Source organism: Microbacterium sp. NPDC087591, assembly GCF_044743625.1.
Lineage (GTDB): Bacteria > Actinomycetota > Actinomycetes > Actinomycetales > Microbacteriaceae > Microbacterium.
On sequence record NZ_JBIUWU010000001.1, the window covers coordinates 391,518 to 409,328 of the forward strand.

At 69.3% G+C, this 17,811-nt stretch carries 15 protein-coding genes; 8 read left to right on the forward strand and 7 right to left on the reverse strand.

Features of this window, described 5'->3' with window-relative positions; genetic code table 11:
* Positions 1-103: 103 nt before the first annotated feature.
* The 4 genes from ACIOVG_RS01860 to ACIOVG_RS01875 form a co-directional block, all read right to left on the reverse strand.
* Positions 104-3,055, reverse strand: coding sequence for an aminotransferase (locus tag ACIOVG_RS01860; RefSeq protein WP_400868480.1), 2,952 nt, complete (start codon positions 3,053-3,055; stop codon positions 104-106).
* A gap of 7 nt (positions 3,056-3,062) precedes the next feature.
* Positions 3,063-3,680 (reverse strand): gamma carbonic anhydrase family protein, encoded by a 618-nt coding sequence (locus ACIOVG_RS01865; RefSeq protein ID WP_400868482.1) that lies wholly within the window; start codon positions 3,678-3,680, stop codon positions 3,063-3,065.
* Positions 3,681-3,748: 68 nt separating this feature from the next.
* A complete protein-coding gene (mfd, locus tag ACIOVG_RS01870) occupies positions 3,749-7,324 on the reverse strand; it encodes a transcription-repair coupling factor (RefSeq protein ID WP_400868484.1) in 3,576 nt (1,191 codons plus the stop codon).
* A 70-nt stretch (positions 7,325-7,394) separates the two neighbouring features.
* Entirely contained in the window at positions 7,395-7,847 is a 453-nt protein-coding gene (locus ACIOVG_RS01875) for a peroxiredoxin family protein (protein ID WP_400868486.1), read from the reverse strand.
* Positions 7,848-7,933: 86 nt separating this feature from the next.
* Between ACIOVG_RS01875 and ACIOVG_RS01880 the strand changes: the two genes are divergently transcribed.
* The 8 genes from ACIOVG_RS01880 to ACIOVG_RS01915 all read left to right on the forward strand — a co-directional run bounded on the left by ACIOVG_RS01880 (position 7,934) and on the right by ACIOVG_RS01915 (position 14,080).
* Positions 7,934-8,380 (forward strand): MarR family winged helix-turn-helix transcriptional regulator, encoded by a 447-nt coding sequence (locus ACIOVG_RS01880; RefSeq protein WP_400868488.1) that lies wholly within the window; start codon positions 7,934-7,936, stop codon positions 8,378-8,380.
* A 21-nt stretch (positions 8,381-8,401) separates the two neighbouring features.
* The gene (locus tag ACIOVG_RS01885; RefSeq protein WP_400868490.1) at positions 8,402-8,965 is read left to right on the forward strand and encodes a GNAT family N-acetyltransferase; all 564 of its coding nucleotides are present in this window, start codon (positions 8,402-8,404) and stop codon (positions 8,963-8,965) included.
* Positions 8,966-9,015: 50 nt separating this feature from the next.
* Entirely contained in the window at positions 9,016-9,879 is an 864-nt protein-coding gene (locus ACIOVG_RS01890) for an Fpg/Nei family DNA glycosylase (RefSeq protein ID WP_400868492.1), read from the forward strand.
* A gap of 287 nt (positions 9,880-10,166) precedes the next feature.
* Positions 10,167-11,198, forward strand: coding sequence for a bifunctional diaminohydroxyphosphoribosylaminopyrimidine deaminase/5-amino-6-(5-phosphoribosylamino)uracil reductase RibD (ribD, locus tag ACIOVG_RS01895; RefSeq protein WP_400868494.1), 1,032 nt, complete (start codon positions 10,167-10,169; stop codon positions 11,196-11,198).
* Positions 11,198-11,923, forward strand: coding sequence for a riboflavin synthase (locus ACIOVG_RS01900; protein ID WP_400868496.1), 726 nt, complete (start codon positions 11,198-11,200; stop codon positions 11,921-11,923). Before ribD ends, ACIOVG_RS01900 begins: the two co-directional genes overlap by 1 nt.
* Positions 11,920-13,185, forward strand: a complete 1,266-nt coding sequence (gene ribA, locus ACIOVG_RS01905) for a GTP cyclohydrolase II (RefSeq protein WP_400868498.1) — start codon at positions 11,920-11,922, stop codon at positions 13,183-13,185. The genes ACIOVG_RS01900 and ribA overlap by 4 nt, the downstream gene beginning before the upstream one ends.
* The gene (gene ribH, locus ACIOVG_RS01910) at positions 13,182-13,655 is read left to right on the forward strand and encodes a 6,7-dimethyl-8-ribityllumazine synthase (protein WP_400868500.1); all 474 of its coding nucleotides are present in this window, start codon (positions 13,182-13,184) and stop codon (positions 13,653-13,655) included. The genes ribA and ribH overlap by 4 nt, the downstream gene beginning before the upstream one ends.
* Before the next feature lie 71 nt (positions 13,656-13,726).
* Positions 13,727-14,080: a Fe-S protein gene (locus ACIOVG_RS01915; protein ID WP_400868502.1), complete on the forward strand. Its 354-nt coding sequence runs from the start codon at positions 13,727-13,729 to the stop codon at positions 14,078-14,080.
* A 6-nt stretch (positions 14,081-14,086) separates the two neighbouring features.
* Here ACIOVG_RS01915 and ACIOVG_RS01920 read toward each other — a convergent pair whose 3' ends face one another.
* The 3 genes from ACIOVG_RS01920 to ACIOVG_RS01930 are packed head-to-tail and all read right to left on the reverse strand — an operon-like array spanning position 14,087 to position 17,794.
* Positions 14,087-15,493 (reverse strand): FGGY family carbohydrate kinase, encoded by a 1,407-nt coding sequence (locus ACIOVG_RS01920; protein ID WP_400868504.1) that lies wholly within the window; start codon positions 15,491-15,493, stop codon positions 14,087-14,089.
* Positions 15,490-16,974 (reverse strand): FAD-binding oxidoreductase, encoded by a 1,485-nt coding sequence (locus ACIOVG_RS01925; RefSeq protein ID WP_400868506.1) that lies wholly within the window; start codon positions 16,972-16,974, stop codon positions 15,490-15,492. The genes ACIOVG_RS01920 and ACIOVG_RS01925 overlap by 4 nt, the downstream gene beginning before the upstream one ends.
* A 43-nt stretch (positions 16,975-17,017) precedes the next feature.
* The gene (locus ACIOVG_RS01930; protein WP_400868508.1) at positions 17,018-17,794 is read right to left on the reverse strand and encodes an SDR family oxidoreductase; all 777 of its coding nucleotides are present in this window, start codon (positions 17,792-17,794) and stop codon (positions 17,018-17,020) included.
* Positions 17,795-17,811 lie beyond the last annotated feature (17 nt).

The window sequence follows — 17,811 nt, forward strand, 5'->3', positions numbered from 1 at the left end:
TCACTATGTACCCGGGGTATTCCTCAGCGCAATCCCCAAAACGGGTACGAAATACGCTTTTAACATTGCGAAAGGGTGCGGAATTCGAAGCTGACCCCGCTGACTACCAGCCTTCAGAGAGCACCCGGTCGAGCATCGCGACGACATGATCCGCGCTCCGCGCCGTCAGGCACAGCGGCGGCTTGATCTTCAACACGTTGGATCGCTCCGACGTCGTGAGCACGATCACGCCGAGCTCCCGCAGACGCTCGCAGATCGCCGCCGCCTCGGCCGCTGCCGGTTCCATGGACTCCCGGTCGCGCACGAGTTCGACGCCGAGATACAGACCCTCACCGTGCACGACGCCGATGAGCGGATGCCGCGTCGCCAGGTCCCGCAGCCCCGCAGCGAGTCGCGCTCCGATCTCGAGCGCGTTGCGCTGCAGATCGTCCTCGACCATCGCATCGAGCACCGCGAGTCCCACCGCGCAGCTGAGCGTGCTCCCACCGGACGAGGAGAAGAACTGGCCCTGCGTCGCGAGTGCGTCGGCGATGCGCTTCGAAGTGATGACGCCGCCGATCGGGAATCCGTTGCCCATCGGCTTCGCGATCGTCACGATGTCGGGGATCACGCCGGACTGCTCGAACCCCCAGAACGACGAGCCCATGCGCCCGAACCCGACCTGCACCTCATCGGCGATGCAGAGGCCACCTGCGGCTCTGACCTGCGCGTAGGCCCCCGCGAGATAACCCTCGGGCAACAGCACTCCCCCGGCGTTGCCGAGGATCGACTCGCACAGGAACGCGGCGACCTCGCGGTCGTCCCTCTGCAGGTCCTCGATGTCGTCCGCGAGGTCGGCGAGGTAGCGGGCGGTCGTGTCCTCGCCACGATAGGTGCCGCGGAAGCGGTTCGGCACGTCGGCGACGTGCACCCAGTCCGGACGTGTGGCCAGGGCGAACGGATTGTCGTACGCACTCGTGGTGACCGCATCGCTCGCCATGGTCCAGCCGTGGTACGCCTCCCGCAGTGCCACGACCGTGCGTCGCCCGGTGGCGGCCTGCGCCAGACGGATCGCGAGATCGACCGCCTCCGAACCGCTGTTCACCAGCAGTACGGTGTCGAGGTCGCTGCCATCCGGCATGAGCGCGAGCAGCGCCTCGCTGTACTCGGCGAGCTCGCGGAACAGGAAGCGCGAGTTCGTCGCGAGCGTGCGCAGCTGACGGTCGGCCGCTGCAGCGATCTTCGGGTGACCGTGACCAAGACCTGCGACGTTGTTCACCATGTCGATGTACGCGCGGCCCGTCGTGTCGACGAGGTGATGGCGCCACCCGCGCTGAATCTGCGGAGGACGCTCGTAGTAGCGTTCCTGGGCTGCGGCGAAGATGCGGTTGCGGCGCTCGAGCTCTTCCGGTGCGTCATCCTGCTGCGTGAACGAGGGCAGACCGAGCAGGGGGGCGGGATCGGCGGTGAAGCGGCTCCACGCCGGCACGCGGTCCGGCGTCACGAGCACGGCTCCGAACTCCGCCTGCGCAATCGACGGGGCATCGGAGCGACGAAGGCCGATCGTCAGCGTGCGGGGCTCATCAGAGGCGGGGAGGAAGCCGATCGTGTCACCCGCCCGCACGCGGGGTGCGCTGCGCCTGTTCGCCCTGACTCCGTCGAGCTCCAGCGTCCAGCCGTCCGGCAGGTGCACCTGGACCGTTCCGCCGCGCGATCGCAGCTCGCCCCCGGCCGGGGCGGTGACGCGCAGTTCCGACCCCGGGGCGACGTGGATCTCGGTATCGATCGGCCAGGTCGCCGCGGCATCGGCCGTGTCGATCCGCGTGCGCGTCAACCGGAACAGCCCGTACGGCACGACGACGGTGGCGCCGTAGTCGAGGTGTGCGGCGATCAGTGCGGCCTCGGCATCGGAAGCCAGCCATCGTCCCTCGTCGAGAGCCGCCGACTCCACGTCGAGATCCACGGCAACCACGTCGCCGTCGAGATCCGGCAGCAGCGGGGAGAGGGACACGGACTCTCCCTGCGCTCGCGGGCTGTCGACGGCGAACACGGGCGCATCGATACCGGCCCGGGCGAGCACATGCTCGGTCATCTCGGGCAGCGGCAGCAGCGTGGCCGCGTCGAAGATGGCCTGCTCCCCCGCGATCCGCTCCCTGGCGTAGTCGTTCGCCCCGTCGATCTCCAGCTGCCGCCATCCGCTGGCGATCAGCAGCGCCGCGCGCAGCACGACCAGCGGCCACACCGCGCGTGCTTCGGCATCGCTCAGGGGCGCATCCGCATGGAAGGCGGCGATCGTCTCGAGCACCCGCAGCGGTCGATCGGATTCGTGGTGCAGCATCGACGAGACGCAGACGGCGAGCTCGGCCACTCGCCACCCGAGGCCGAGATCGCCGAGATCGAGCACGGCGTGCGGATGCAGACGAGAGTCCGCGCCGCGGCGGCCCATCACGTTGTCGTCGGTGAGATCGCCGTGGATCGGCTGCACGGGAAGCTCCGCCGCCACCTCCGCGAGCGCGACTCGCGCCTCCTCCGCCGCCGCGAGCACGCGCATGCGCAACGGGTCGTCGGCGATCGCCGGGGCCAGTGCCACCGTCTGCTCGTACGCGACACGCATGTCCCACATCTGGTCGCGGTCCAGGCCGGGGTGCCTGAGCTCCGCGAGGGCGTTGACGGATGCCGCCGCGAGCGCACCGAACTCCGCCAGCACCACGGGGGCGAGGTAGCCGGCGTCCACCAGCGGCTCTCCCTCGGCGAACTCGCTGCGGCGGACCGCGAAGCCGCCCCACCGCTGGGTGAGCGCACCATCGAGCCCTGGCAGCACCGCGGGAACGGCGACGCCGGCTGCGCGATAGGCGCCGAGCGCGGCGTGCTGCGCGTCGCGGGCATCGTCGCCGAACACCGGGTTGTCGATCCGCAGCACACTGCGCGCGCCATCCGACGCCGTCAGCAGGAAGTTCCGATCCTGGTTGCTGCCGAGCTCGCTCGCCGCCACGACCAGGCCGTAGCACTCGCGCGCGATGATCTCCGCGGCGGACTCGTCCACATCAGGGCGCACCAGGCCCGCACCATCCGTCACGCGACCCTCACCGACCTTCACGGGTGTCGGGGATGAGCACGTCACCGGCGTGACGCGCCAGGGAGCTGCCGTACCGCTCCGTGAGCTGCACCATCAGATCAGGCGTGTCGCGATCCACTCCGAACACGTGGCCGGGGAAGTCGAGGTCGGGTTGCGCGGCCGCGATCTCGGCTTCGCGGTCCGGCGACAGCAGTTGCACCGGGTCTCCGACGGCGACCCACCCGATCGGCACCACCGTGCCTTCGGGCAGCACGGCGCGACGATGCACGATGGCGTTCACGCGTACCTCGCAGCGCGATCCCACCAGCGCACCGTTGAAGATGCGGGAGCCGGAGGCGAAGAACACCTCCTCGCCCACTGTTGCGCCGGCGATGCTGGTGAGGGTGCCGATCAGGGTGTGCGACCCGATGTGCACGGCGTTCGCGGCTGTTGCACGGATCAGGGCGTTCTCCATCACGATCACATGCTCGCCGAGCGTGATCGGGCCCCCCTCTGCGGTGATCACGGCGCCGTGGAGGATCTGGCAGCCTGCGCCGATCTCGACGTCGCCGGAGATCACGGCGGTGGGAGCGACGACGGCGGTGTCATGGATCCGGGGCCGAGCCCCGAGGTGCTCGTACAACATGACGCCAGGATAGTGGTGTCGTCCGGCATCAGCACCGTGGCATCACACGGCCGGCACCGAAACCCCCACTACTCGGGCTTCGCAGGCTCCGGGAAGATCGCGGTGAAGAGCTGGCCGACCCACTGCAGGAGTTCGGTGTCGGGAAGGGGATCCAGTCCCACGCCCACAGCGGCCGGGACCGTCGGCATCGGCACGACCAGAGCGTCGCCCCCGGCCACGAGCTTGGCCTTCGGGTACAGGCGCTGGAGGCGTACCTTGATCGAGTCCTCCAGATGCGCGGGGGCGATGCGCAGGTTCGATCCCATCACCACGACGTCCGTGAGGCCGATGCGCGCCGCACGACGACGCAGCCTTGCGATCGCGAGGAGTCCCTCCACCTCGGGCGGCGGGGTGCCGTAGCGGTCGGTGAGCTCCTCGATCACGAGGTCGATCGCGTCGTCCTTCGCCGTCGCGGCCGACGCCGCCGACAGCTTCTGGTACGCCTCGAGGCGCAGACGCTCGCTGTCAATGTAGTCCTCGGGGATGCGCGCGTCGAGCGGCAGCTCCAAGCGCAGCTCCTGCCCGGTCTCGACCTCCTCACCGCGGAACGTGGCGACCGCCTCGCCGATCATGCGCAGGTACAGGTCGAATCCGACACCCGCGATGTGGCCCGCCTGCTCGGCACCGAGCAGGTTTCCCGCACCACGCAGTTCGAGGTCCTTCAAGGCGACCTGCATGCCGGAGCCGAGTTCGTTGTTCACCGCGATGGTCTGCAGCCGGTCGGCCGCCGTCTCGCTGAGCGGCTTCATCTCGTCGTACAGGAAGTACGCGTATGCCCGCTCGCGCCCTCGGCCCACTCGCCCGCGCAACTGGTGCAGCTGCGACAGTCCGTAGCGATCAGCCCGGTCGATGATGATCGTGTTGGCGTTGGAGATGTCGAGACCGGTCTCGATGATCGTGGTCGACACCAGCACGTCGAACTTGCGCTCCCAGAAGTCGTCGACGACCTGCTCGAGCTGGTGCTCCCCCATCTGACCATGCGCCACCGCGATCCGCGCCTCCGGGACGAGTTCGGCGAGCTCGCTCGCGACGCGCTGGATCGACTGCACGCGGTTGTGCACGAAGAAGATCTGGCCCTCGCGGAGGATCTCACGACGGATCGCTGCGGCCATCTGCTTGTCGCTGCGCGGGCCGACGAACGACAGGATCGGATGCCGATCCTCCGGCGGCGTGGCCAGCGTCGACATCTCCCGGATGCCGGTGACCGCCATCTCCAGCGTGCGCGGGATCGGCGTGGCGCTCATGGCGAGGATGTCGACGTTGGTCTTCATCTTCTTCAGCGCGTCCTTGTGCTCGACACCGAACCGCTGCTCCTCGTCGATGATCATGAGACCGAGGTCCTTGAACATCACCTGGTCGGTGAGGATGCGGTGCGTTCCGATCACCATGTCGACCGAGCCTTCGAGCAGGCCCTGCAATGTGAGCCTGGCCTCCTTGTCGGTCTGGAACCGCGACAGCGGGCGCACCTTGACCGGGAACCCGGCGAAGCGCTCCGTGAACGTCTCGAGATGCTGCTTGACCAGCAGTGTGGTCGGCACGAGCATGGCGACCTGCTTGCCGTCCTGGATGGCCTTGAACGCGGCGCGCACCGCGACCTCGGTCTTGCCGAAACCCACGTCACCGCTCAGCAGTCGGTCCATCGGGATCGGCCGCTCCATGTCGGCCTTGATCTCGTCGATCGTCTGCAGCTGGTCGGGGGTCTCGGCGAACGGGAACGCCTCCTCCAGCTCGCGCTGCCAGGGGGTGTCTGGCCCGAAGGCGTGGCCCTTCGCGCTCATCCGCGCGGAGTACAGCTTCACCAGCTCGACCGCGATGTCGCGGACGGCCTTGCGCGCCTTGCCCTTCGCCTGTGACCAGTCGCTCCCTCCCATCTTCGACAGGGTCGGAGCCTCACCGCCGACGTACTTCGAGAGCAGGTCGAGCTGATCCGTCGGAACATAGAGCTTGTCGCCCGGATAGCCGCGCTTGGATGGTGCGTACTCCAGCACCAGGTAGTCGCGCACGGACTTGGTGGCGTTGCGGCCGCCCGTCGACACCTCGCGCTGCGTCATCTCGACGAAGCGTCCGATGCCGTGGGTCGAGTGCACCACGAAGTCGCCGTTCTTGAGCTGCAGCGGGTCGACGACGTTCTTGCGCCGGGACGCCAGCTTCTTGACGACGCGCTGATCGCCGCCGATCGTGCGGCCGTAGAACTCGTTGTCGGTGAGGACGGCGAGCTTGGCCTCGGCGAGCTGGAAGCCCGCCTCGACCCCACCGGCGATCAGCGTCGCGACGCCGCCTTCCGGCGCCTCGAGGAGAGATTCGACGATCCGGGCGGCGATACCGCGGTCGGCGAGCACATCACGCGCGCGGTCGACGAGACCGTTGCCCGTGGCGATCACGACGACCCGCCAGCCGTCTGCGACCTTGGCCTCCACGAACGAGATCGCGCCGTCGACGTTGCCGTGGAACGAGGGGATCACCGCGGCGTCGAGGTTCGTGGCCTCGACATCGCCCTCGCCCAGACCCGCGCCGAACGGGCTGAGCCGCCACCACACGCCGCCACGGTCGCGCACGGCTTCGCGCAGCTCGGCGATCGTGAGGAAGTCGCCGGCGCCGAGGTCGATCGGAGCCGAGGCGCCCGAGGTGGCCGCGCTCCACGCCGCGTCGAGGAACTCGCGGTTCGTCTCGCCGAGCGTGATGGCACGGGCCGTCGAGCGCTCGGGGTCGACCACTGCGGTGGCGCTGCCGGCCGGCATGTAATCGGCGAGTGACTTGAGGGGTCCTGACACCGCAGGCAGGAGCGACTCCATGCCCTCGACAGGGATTCCCTCGGCCATCTTCTCGAGCATGCCCGAGATGGCCGGGAAGCCGCCGATCAGCGCACGCGCCCGGTCGCGGACGTCGGCGGTGAGCAGGAGCTCGCGGCTCGGGGGCAGATCGACTCCCGCGACATCGCCGGGGAGCGAGCGCTGATCGGCGACCGAGAAGGCGCGGATCTGATCGATCTCGTCGCCGAAGAACTCCACGCGGTACGGGTGCTCGGAGGTGGGAGGGAACACGTCGAGGATGCCGCCGCGCACAGCGAATTCCCCGCGGCGCGACACCATGTCGACCCGGGAGTAGGCGCGCTCCACGAGCTGCTCGACGACCTCGTCGAGATCGTTGCCGCGGCTTCCGATGCCCAGCTCGAGAGGGGCGATCTCGCCGAGGTTCCCGGCGATCGGCTGCAGCGCCGCTCGTACCGAGGCGACGACGACCAGCGGATGGTCGCCGGACCAGTCCGCGATGCGGCGCAGCGTCTGCAGGCGCTGTCCCACCGTGTCGGGGCTCGGGCTGAGGCGCTCGTGTGGAAGCGTCTCCCACGCGGGGAAGGTGTGCACGTCGGCGCTCGGCAGGTACGAGCCGATCGCCTGGGCGACGCTCTCGGCCCGGCGCCCCGTTGGCACGACGATGAGCAGCGACGCCGGATGTCCCGATGTCGCGCGCTTCTCGAGCAGGCCGGCGAGCACGGGCGCGTCGAGGCCGTCGACGAGGCCGAGGTCCGCATCGGTCTGCGCCCAGCTGAGGGCATCGCGGTACAGAGTCGCCTCGTCCAAGGCGCGCAGAATCCCCGGAACAGTCACCGGACAAGCCTAGTCGCGGCATCCGACATCCCGGCGCGCGGGACGTCGCCCGATGCCATCCGTCTCAGGGTCAGGTGAGTGAAGCGATCGCCTGGGCGACCTCCGCCTTGCGATAGCTCGCGCCGGGGTTCGTCGCGATGTGGGTGTGACGCACGACTCCCTGACGGTCGAGGAGAACGCTGCCCGACTGCTGGATGGCGCCGAACACCTTGCGCAACAGACCGGCCTCGGCGTGAGCCGTGCCGTCGCGCCCGACTACGACGGTGAACGGCACCTTGTGCTTGTCGCGCCATACGCGGGCTTCGGCCGCATCGGTGGGGACGACGATCACGACCTCGACGTCATCCGCCGCGAAGGACGCGCGGTCGGCAGTCATGCTCCGCACGGCGGCATTGCATTGCGCGCACGACGGCGCCCGCAGGAAGTACAGGAGCACGCGAGAGCCGCGGTGATCCTGAATGGCGAACGCGCCGCCGTCGATGTCCTGCAGCGCGAGTGCGGGGACGGATCCGATTTCGATCATGTGACACTCCTTCGGTCGATGAGAATTTATTCAGGTTACCTGTCATACAGGCAACCTGTCTATATCTCGTCGGCTAACCTGAGGGCATGACGGACAGGGAGCAGGCGATTCCGATCGGGATGCTGGCGACGCGCCTGCACCGTGCGACCGAAGCGGACCTCTTCCGCCGCCTGGCCGACGCCGGATACACCGACCTCCGCATGCGCCACTCCATGTTGTTCGAGGCGCTCCCCGCCGAGGGCGCCCGCGTCACGACGCTGGCCGCCCAGCTCGGCATGACCCCGCAGGCGATGGGTGAGCTGGTGGATGAGTTGGAATCGAGCGGCTACGTCCAGCGCAGCGGCGATCCGAAAGACCGCCGGGCACGGCTCGTCATGTTCACTACCAAGGGCCGCACCGCGTTCGACCAGGCCTTCGTCATCCTCTCCGACATGGAATCCGCCTACGCCGCGAAGGTCGGCGCCGCCGCCTACGCAACCGCGAGAAGCGTGCTCGCCGCGCTCGCCCAGGCGCTCGAGGACGACGCACGCTGACCTGATCGAAAGGGTCTCACGATGGAGAAGGTGACGCTCGAAACCGACCGCCTGACGCTCTCGGCGCCCACAGCGGATGACGTCGACGCGATCACCACGGCGTGCCAGGATCCCGAGATCGCGAAGTGGACGACGGTTCCCAGCCCCTACAGCCGGGCAGACGGCGAGGACTTCGTGAGGCGCGTCGACCAGTGGTGGGCCGATCGAGCCGAGACCGTCTGGGCGATGCGAGTCGGTGATGACCTGGTCGGGATGATCGGCCTGCACGACATCACCAGCCACCACAGCGGAGACCATGCGGAGATCGGGTTCTGGGTGACCGCGGAGGGGCGAGGCCACGGTTACGTCGTCGAGGCCGCGAAGGCCGTGATCGACTGGGGTTTCCGCCAGCTCAGCCTTGTCCGCATCAGCTGGCGGGCAGTCGCCGGCAACGTGCCGTCCGCCCGCACCGCGCGAGCACTCGGCTTCCGGTACGAGGGGTTTCAGCGGCGAGCGCTGACCAGCCCGCGCGGTCGAGATGACGGATGGTTCGGCGGGCTGCTGCGCGACGATGATCGGACGCCCGTGGAGTGGCCGGTGCTCTGACCCCCCGGTCGGAGGGTGACGATGTCCCCTGCCGGTGGCAGGATGACGTCATGCCGGAGATGCCAGAGGTCCAGGGACTCGCAGTGTTCCTCGGCGAGCGCGCCGTCGGCCGCACGATCACGCGTACCAGCGTGGCCGCGATCGCCGCACTGAAGACGTACGACCCGCAGATCACCGCGCTGCATGGCGCCGAGATCACAGCCGTGGCGCGACTCGGCAAGTTCATCGTGATCTCGTGCGGGCACGACCTGCACCTCGTGTTCCATCTCGCGAAGGCGGGCTGGCTGCGCTGGTACGAGGCGCTGCCCGCCACGCTCATCAAGCCGGGCAAGACGCCGATCGCCCTGCGGGTGGCGCTCGACGACGGCAGCGGTTTCGATCTGACCGAGGCCGGCACCAAGAAGTCGCTCGCGGTGTACGTCGTGCGCGACCCGCAGGACGTGCCCGGCATCGCCCGTCTCGGCCCGGATCCGCTCGCCGAGGGGTTCGACCGCGACGCCTTCGCCGCTTTGCTCGAGGGGCGGCGCACGCAGATCAAGGGCCTGCTGCGCGACCAGTCCGTCATCGCCGGCATCGGCAATGCGTACTCCGACGAGATCCTGCATGCCGCGCGCATGTCCCCCTACGCGATCGCCGCGACGTTCTCCCCCGACGACGTCGATCGCCTCTTCACGGCGATGCAGCAGACGCTGACGGAAGCCGTCGCCGACGCGTCAGGCAAGCCCCCCGCCGATCTGAAGGATGCCAAGCGCCGCGGCATGCAGGTGCACGCCCGGCGCGGCGAGGCCTGTCCGGTCTGCGGCGACACGGTGCGCAGCGTGTTCTTCGCCGACCGGTCGCTCGAGTACTGCCCCACGTGCCAGACCGGCGGCAAGCCGCTCGCCGACCGCCGTCTCTCCCGCCTGCTGAAGTGAGCATCCGCGCACGCGCACGGGTGCGGAGGTGACAGCTATATGACGCGGAATGAATCCCCCACCGATGTGTTGAGTACACTCAGAGCATCAACGTGCTCCGGGGTCGGTGAGAATCCGAACCGGCGGTGACAGTCCGCGAGCGCCGAGGGAGACCTCGGTGCCGATCCGGTGGAATTCCGGGACCGACGGTGGTGCGAGGGAGACCTCGCTAGTCCGGAAGGGAGGCAGCACGAAGCGCCGCCGTGCGCGCGTTCTGCATCCCCCGGAGCCTCACAGGAGGACGACGGATGGCAGTGAACGAGACCGAGCGCCGGGCCATGACTCGCGCCCTGGAGCTCGCCGCTCGAGGGCCCCGCGGAGTGAACCCGCAGGTGGGAGCCGTCATCCTCTCGCCGACCGGCGACGTGCTCGCCGAAGGCTGGCACCGCGGCGCCGGCACTGCGCACGCGGAGGTCGACGCGCTGTCGAAGCTCGCGCCCGGCGCAGCGCGCGGCGCGACCGCCGTCGTGACCCTGGAGCCCTGCAACCACACCGGCCGCACCGGCCCGTGCGCTGTCGCGTTGCAGGAGGCCGGTATCGCCCGAGTGGTCTACGCGCTCGACGACCCCGGGGTCGCCTCGGGCGGAGGAGCTGAGCGCCTGCGTGGCGCAGGGGTCAGCGTCGAGGCGGGCGAGCAGGCCGATGCCGCGCATCTCCTGATCGACGGCTGGCTCACCGCACAGCGCCTGGGACGACCGCACGTGACCGTGAAATGGGCACAGAGCCTCGATGGCCGCGCCGCGGCTGATGACGGCACGAGTCAGTGGATCACAGGCGCTGAGGCGAGGGCGGACGTGCATCGCCGACGCTCCGCATCCGACGCCATCGTGGTCGGCACGGGCACGGTGCTCGCCGATGATCCCGCGCTGACCGCGCGCGACGGCGACACGCTGCTGCCGCACCAGCCCGTGCCCGTCGTGATCGGCACGCGCCGGACACCCGAGCATGCCGCGCTGCGCCGCCACCCCCACGAGCCGCTCTTCTACGAGACGGCCGATCTGCACGCGGTGCTGGCTGATCTGCACGCCCGCGGCTTCCAGAGCGTCTTCGTCGAGGGCGGGCCGACGCTGGCCAGCGCCTTCATCGCGGCCGGGCTGTTCGACCGCGTGCTCGCGTACGTCGCCCCGGTGCTGCTGGGCGGAGGCCGGGTCGCGCTGACCGACGTCGGAGTCTCGTCGATCGGAGAAGCGCACCGCCTCACCGTCGATGAATGGGTGCCGCTGGGCGCCGATCTGCTGGCGATCGCCCACCCGGCGGTCGAGAACGAAGGAGCCGTCTGATGTTCACGGGAATCATCGAGGAGATCGGCGAGATCACCGCCATCGTGCCCGCCGGCGACGGCTGGCGCCTCACCGTGCGCGCACCCCGCGCCGCCGCGGATGCCGTGCACGGCGAATCCATCGCGGTGTCGGGCGTCTGCCTGACCGTGGTGGGCTCCACACCCGACACCTTCGACGCCGATGTGATGAAGCAGACGCTCGACGTGGCAGCCCTCGGCGGCGCCACGGTCGGCACGCGCGTGAACATCGAGAAGGCCATGCCGGTCGGCGCCCGCCTCGGCGGACACATCGTGCAGGGCCATGTCGACGGGACCGGCGAGGTGCTCGAGGTGCGCCCAGGAGCGCAGTGGAGCGTGCTGCGGATCAGCCTCCCCACCGACCTCGCCCCCCTCGTCGTCGACAAGGGATCGATCTCGGTCGACGGCACCTCGCTCACCGTCAGCGCGGTCAGCCCTTCGACAGGCTCAGGGACCCAGAACGACGGATCAGGGACCCAGAACGACGGATCAGGGACCCAGAACGACGGTTCAGGGACCCAGAACGAAGGCTCAGGGAGCCAGAACGAGCACTGGTTCGAGGTGTCGCTGATCCCGGAGACGCTCGCCGCCACCACACTCGGATCGCGCGCCGTCGGCGACCGCGTCAACCTCGAGACCGACATCCTCGCCCGGCACGTCGAGCGCCTGCTCGCGTTCCGCGCCGCACCGGAAGGAGGCTCGCGATGAGCCTTTCCACCATCCCCGAGGCGCTGGACGCGCTGCGCGCCGGCCGCCCCGTGCTGGTCGCCGACGACGAGAACCGCGAGAACGAGGGCGACGTCATCCTGTCGGCCGAGCTCGCGACACCCGAGTGGGTCGCGTGGACCGTGCGCTGGTCTTCCGGGTTCATCTGCGCCCCGATGCCGACCGACCTCGCCGACAACCTGAACCTGCCGCCCATGGTCGCCGCCAGCGAGGATGCCCGCTCCACCGCCTACACCGTGAGCGTCGACGCCGCCGAGGGCGTCACGACCGGCATCAGCGCCCACGACCGCGCACACACGCTCAACGTGCTGGCGAATCCGCAGTCCACGGCAGCCAGCATCATCCGCCCGGGCCATGTGCTGCCGCTGCGCGCCGTCGACGGCGGCGTGCGCGAGCGCAGCGGTCACACCGAGGCCGCCGTCGATCTGATGCGTCTCGCCGGTCTTCAGCCGGTCGGTGCGATCGCCGAGGTCGTCGCCGAAGACGGCAGCATGATGCGCCTGCCGGGACTGATCGAGCTCGGCGCGCGCGACGGGGTTCCGGTCATCACGATCGAGCAGCTCATCGCGCACCTCAACGAGATCGATCCCCAGGACGCATCCGGCCCGCGGGTGAACCGCCGGGTCAGCCTGCGCGCCGATGCGACGGTGCCGACGACGCACGGGACCTTCCGCTTCCTCGCCTACAAGGACCGGGTGACCGGCACCGACCACATCGCTGTCGTCTCGGGCGAGCTCAGCGAGACGGCACTCGTGCGCGTGCACTCCGAATGCCTGACCGGTGAGGCGTTCGGATCTCTCAAATGCGAGTGCGGACCTCAGCTCGACGCCGCGCTGGACGCGATCGAGAAGGACGGCGGTGTCGTCATCTACATGCGCGGCCACGAGGGACGCGGCATCGGCCTGATCAACAAGCTGCGCGCCTACAGCCTGCAGGAGGAGGGGCTCGACACGGTCGACGCCAACCTCGCGCTCGGGCTCCCCGCCGACGCGCGCGAGTACGCGGCGGCGGCCGGGATCCTCACCGACCTCGGCGTCTCGAAGGTCCGGCTGCTCACGAACAACACCGACAAGGTGAAGCAGCTGCGCGAACTCGGACTCGACGTCGTCGAGCAGGTCCCGCTGATCGTCGGCGTCGGCCCCAACAACCACCAGTACCTCGAGACCAAGCGTGACCGCATGGGTCACATCATCGGCGCGGAGGAGCTCGCAGAGGCTCTCGCAGAAGGAAAGGACCACGCATGAGCGGCGCAGGAGCACCGGCCACCGGCAACATCGACGGACGGGGTCTGCACGTCGTCATCGTCGCCGGCACCTGGCACGACGTCATCACCGACGGACTCATCGCGGGCGCCGAGCGCGTGCTGACCGAAGCGCAGGCCACGCACCGACTGGTGCGGGTACCCGGCTCGTTCGAGCTCGCCCTCGCCGCACAGGCGGCTTTCGCCGGAGGAGCGGACGCGGTCGTCGCGCTGGGCGTGATCATCCGCGGCGGGACTCCGCACTTCGAGTACGTGTCGGCCGCCACCACCGACGGCCTCACCCGGGTCGCCCTGGATGCCGGAAAGCCCGTCGGCTTCGGCGTGCTCACCCTCGACGATGAGCAGCAGGGTCTCGACCGTGCCGGACTCGAAGGGTCCAAGGAGGACAAGGGCGCGGAGGCAGCGGACGCGGCCCTCCGCACTGCGCTGGTCGTGCGGGAGCTGCGCAGCTGAGGTCACGCTGAACGGCTGAGGTCAGCCTGTCCTTGGTGGCGGAATATCGGCGGGAATCGTAGCGTGAGGGCATGGAGACCCTGCGCCACATCGTGCTGTTCGTCCACCTGATCGGCTTCGCCGTGCTCTTCGGCGCCTGGGCCGTGCAGGCCTTCGGCGGCAAGCGGGAGTTCACCCGCCTGATGAGCGTCGGCATGGCCATCGCGGCGGTCGCCGGCCTCGCTCTCGCAGCCCCCTGGGGCCTCTCCTACGAGCTCAACTACGTCAAGATCGGCGTCAAGCTCGTGCTGCTGCTGGTCATCGGCGCGCTGCTCGGCATCGGCACGGCGCGGCAGAAGCGCGGAGCAGCCGTCCCGCCCGTCATGTTCTGGCTCGTCGGCATCCTGACAGCGGCCAACGCCGCGATCGCCGCGATCTGGCGCTGAGCCCGCTCACTCCTTCTCGCTGAACAGCCGACGGATGCGCGGGATCACCGTCGCGTACGTCTTCGCCACCTCCTGGTAGGCGTGCGCCGCCTCCGGTTCCACCTCGATGCGGTCGCCGATGTGCACCATCGCGTCGACCGCACCATCCCAGGTCGGGTGCATCCCGACGCCCACCGCGGCACAGATCGCCGCCCCTATGCCTGCGGCATCGCGCACCAGCGGTGTGCGCACCGGCACGCGGTACACGGCCGCGAGGATCCGCAGCATCAGCGATGAGCTGCTTCCTCCGCCGGTGACCACGAGTTCACGACGGCCTCTCCCGACAACCTCGCGTGCACGGTCATCGCTGCCTGCGGTCTCGATCGCGAGTGCCTCCAGGATCGCCCGATAGATGTGGAAGCGCCCCTGCGTGCCGTCGAAGCCCACCAGCGCGCCCCGACGCCACGGCTCATCAGGTGGCGCGAGCCAGTCCAGTGCCGCGACGATCCCGCCTGCACCGATCGGCACCTCCGCGGCGCCGAGATTCAACTCTTCCTCGGTCGCTCCGTGCCCGGCCGACGAGATCAGGTCACGGAACCAGCTGACCGTCCACATCCCCCGACGCACCCCGTTGCTCTCGTAGAGGTACGCGCCCGGCTCCGCCCCGAAGTTGGTCCAGACGTCCGTGTTCGCCGCCAGCGGCCGGTCCCCCACCGTCATCGTGGCCACGTAGGTGCCCAACGACAGCAGTGCGTCGCCCTCATCCCGGAGCCCGGCGCCGAGCGCCTCCACGGCCTTGTCGTTCGAGGTGGCGATCACGGGGACACCCGCGGGGAGCCCGGTCAGCCGCGCCGCCTCCGCGGTCACCTCGCCGAGCGGCTCCCCCGGTGCGACGAGCTCGAACAGCATCCGCGGATCCATGCCGGTGCGAGCGTACTCGGCGGCATCCGCGCTCCACGCCCACCGTTCGGTGTCGATGGGCCACATGCCCTGGTAGTTCCCCACCGCATCACGGCATTCTCCGGTGAGCCGATGCCCGATGTACCCGGAGGATGTCGTGACGTACACCGCGTCGTCGACTTCTCGCTCGTACGCGCGCGGCAGCCTCTCGTCCATCCAGCTCATCACCGGCTGCGCGAGGGAGCCGTCCGCGCGCAGCACCGCCCGGCAGAAGCGGATCGTGCACAGCCCGACCCCGCGGATCTCCGACCGATCGCCGCCGAAGCGGCCGAGCGCCTCACCGACCGCGGCGACGACCGAGTCCCACAGGTCGTCATCCGGGTGCTCCCAGCGGCCGGGCGCTGGAGTCGCATACGGTCGGAGCGCGACGCGCGCGCCGGCGTGCACGACCCCCTCGCCGTCGACGATGAGTACCTTCGTGCTCTGGGAGCCGTTGTCGATGGCGACGACGTAGCCGCCCGCCGTCGCGGTCACGCGGGTGACGCCGTCTCCGCCGCATCCAGCGGATAGATCGTGCCGCGGTTCATGATGCCGTGGGGGTCGATGCCGTCCTTCAGCACCCGCAACAGCTCGAAGGCGCTGCCGTGCTCCTCGAGCGTCCAGGGCGTGCGGTACTTCCCGATGCCGTGGTGGTGCACCATCGACCCGCCGAGCCGCAGCGCCTCCTCGACCACGATCGCGTTGAGCGGCTCGTGATACTCGGTGATCTCCTGCCGCGGTTCGCACGAGATGTCGTAGTCGTACACGAAGTACAGGTTGGTCCCCGTCTGGTAGCTGTGTGAGGAGTGCGCTCCGAGCATCGTGAGGTCGGCCGCGTGCGGGAACTCGGTCCGCGCCCTGTGCATCACGGACTCGAACAGCTCGGCGACACCGGACCAGTCGATCGAGACCTCGGTGGTGTACCCCAGGTGCGACTTCTCGAGCATCTCGCGCTTCTCGGCGTCGATCTTCTCCTGACCCCAGTTGAGGTTGTCGAACCAGTGCTCGATCAGCGCGGGGTCGACCTTCTCGTGCGGGATCCCGGCGAAGATCGCCTCCACGCCGTCGGCGGTCGCGTCGGCGATCCCCTGCGGTCCCTCCGCCACGACCACGACGACGGCCTTGCCATCGGCGAAGTGCGCGAAGTGCTGCGCGGCATCCTCCTCGGAGTAGGCCCTGGCGACCGAGGGGCGATACCCGGCGACGATGATCTCGCGCAGTCCCGCGACGCCCGCGGGCAGCGAGTCCACGAGATACCCGAGGAAGCGGTTGTGCTCCGGCTGGTACCGGAACACCTTGACGGTCACCTCGGTGATCACGCAGAGAGCGCCCTCGTTGCCGATCACGATGTGCCGGATGTCGGGGCCGGCGGCACGACGGGGCACGTTCTTGATGCGCGTGACCGCTCCACCGGGGAGCACCGCCTCGAGACCGACGACCATGTCCTCGATGCCGCCGTAGAGCGTGGAGAACTGGCCGATGGAGCGGGTCGCGACGAGTCCGCCCATCTGCGCCAGCGGCTTGGACTGCGGGGAATGGCCGGTCGTCAGCCCCTGCGCCCGCAGCGTGTCCTCGAGCACCTGGAGCGGGACCCCGCACTGCGCGGTCACCATCATGTCGACCGGGTCGATCTCGAGAATCGCGTCCATGCGCGAGCCGTCGAGCACGATCGTGTCGTCGACGATCGTCTCCAGTCCTCCCTCGGTCGCCGTCCTCCCCGTGCGGGGCACGACGTTGATCAGGTTCTCCTCGGCGAAGGAGAGGATCGCCGAGACGTCGTCCGTGGAGCGGGCGTAGGCGATCGCGGCGGGGATCGGTCCGTCGAAGATCCCGTGCACCGACGTGTACTTCTTGAAGCGGTCGACGCTCGCCTCGCGCAGTTCGCGGGCGTCGGTCTCGACCTGATCGTCGCCGATCAGATCACGGAGTCGGTCGACGATCTCCGCGCGGGTGAGGGCGGATCGTGAAGCAACCATGGGAGAGATGTCCTGTTCGTTCGTGGATGGGGAGCGCTGCGGGTCAGCGCACGAGATAGCCGCCGTCGACGGTCAGCACGTGACCGTTGACGAAGTCGGATGCGGGGCTGGCGAGGAACACGGTGGCGCCCATGAGGTCGGCGACGTCGCCCCACCTCCCCGCGGGGGTGTGATCGATGATGCGGCCGTTGACCGCCGGGTCGGAGCGGGATCCTTCGGTGATGCGGGTCTTGAAGTAGCCCGGCGCGATCGCGTTGACCTGGATGCCGGTGCCCCCGAGCTCGTCGGCGTAGGCGCGGGTCAGTCCGACGATGCCGTGCTTGGTCGCTGCATAGGCGGGTGAGCCGAGGCCGCCGAGGAAGGAGAACAGCGAGGCGATGTTGATGATCTTGCCCGCGCCCTGCGGGATCATCCGCTTCGCCACTTCATGGGCCATATCGAACGCCGCGGTGAGGTTGACGGCGACCATGGGGTCCCACTCCTCCCGGCCGAACTCCGTGACGTCCGCGACGCGGCTGATGCCTGCGGAGTTGACGAGGATGTCCACTCCGCCCAGGGCCGTCACGCACGCGTCGACGGCCAGAGCAGGAGCTCCCGGTGCGGTGATGTCGATCGTCTGCTCCTGGTAGCGCGCGTCTTCCGCGCGCACCAGGTCGGCGGTCTCGCCGCCGTCGTCGAAGAGCGTCGGCACGAAGACATCCGCTCCTGCCTTGGCCAGGGCGAGCGTGAAGGCCTGCCCCAGTCCGGTGTTCCCACCCGTGACGATCGCTCTCCTCCCGCGGAGGGAGAAGTGGTCGAGGGAGAAATCAGTGATGTGCAATGCAGGCTCCTTCAGAA

What these genes read in the sequence shown, in the direction of transcription:
- ACIOVG_RS01880 (WP_400868488.1), top strand. Translation starts at nt 7,934, where the DNA reads ATGACGGACAGGGAGCAGGCGATTCCGATCGGGATGCTGGCGACGCGC.
- ribD (WP_400868494.1), top strand. Translation starts at nt 10,167, where the DNA reads ATGGCAGTGAACGAGACCGAGCGCCGGGCCATGACTCGCGCCCTGGAG.
- ACIOVG_RS01865 (WP_400868482.1), bottom strand. Translation starts at nt 3,680, where the DNA reads ATGTTGTACGAGCACCTCGGGGCTCGGCCCCGGATCCATGACACCGCC.
- ACIOVG_RS01875 (WP_400868486.1), bottom strand. Translation starts at nt 7,847, where the DNA reads ATGATCGAAATCGGATCCGTCCCCGCACTCGCGCTGCAGGACATCGAC.
- ACIOVG_RS01915 (WP_400868502.1), top strand. Translation starts at nt 13,727, where the DNA reads ATGGAGACCCTGCGCCACATCGTGCTGTTCGTCCACCTGATCGGCTTC.
- ACIOVG_RS01900 (WP_400868496.1), top strand. Translation starts at nt 11,198, where the DNA reads ATGTTCACGGGAATCATCGAGGAGATCGGCGAGATCACCGCCATCGTG.
- ribH (WP_400868500.1), top strand. Translation starts at nt 13,182, where the DNA reads ATGAGCGGCGCAGGAGCACCGGCCACCGGCAACATCGACGGACGGGGT.
- ACIOVG_RS01925 (WP_400868506.1), bottom strand. Translation starts at nt 16,974, where the DNA reads ATGGTTGCTTCACGATCCGCCCTCACCCGCGCGGAGATCGTCGACCGA.
- ACIOVG_RS01885 (WP_400868490.1), top strand. Translation starts at nt 8,402, where the DNA reads ATGGAGAAGGTGACGCTCGAAACCGACCGCCTGACGCTCTCGGCGCCC.
- ribA (WP_400868498.1), top strand. Translation starts at nt 11,920, where the DNA reads ATGAGCCTTTCCACCATCCCCGAGGCGCTGGACGCGCTGCGCGCCGGC.
- ACIOVG_RS01890 (WP_400868492.1), top strand. Translation starts at nt 9,016, where the DNA reads ATGCCGGAGATGCCAGAGGTCCAGGGACTCGCAGTGTTCCTCGGCGAG.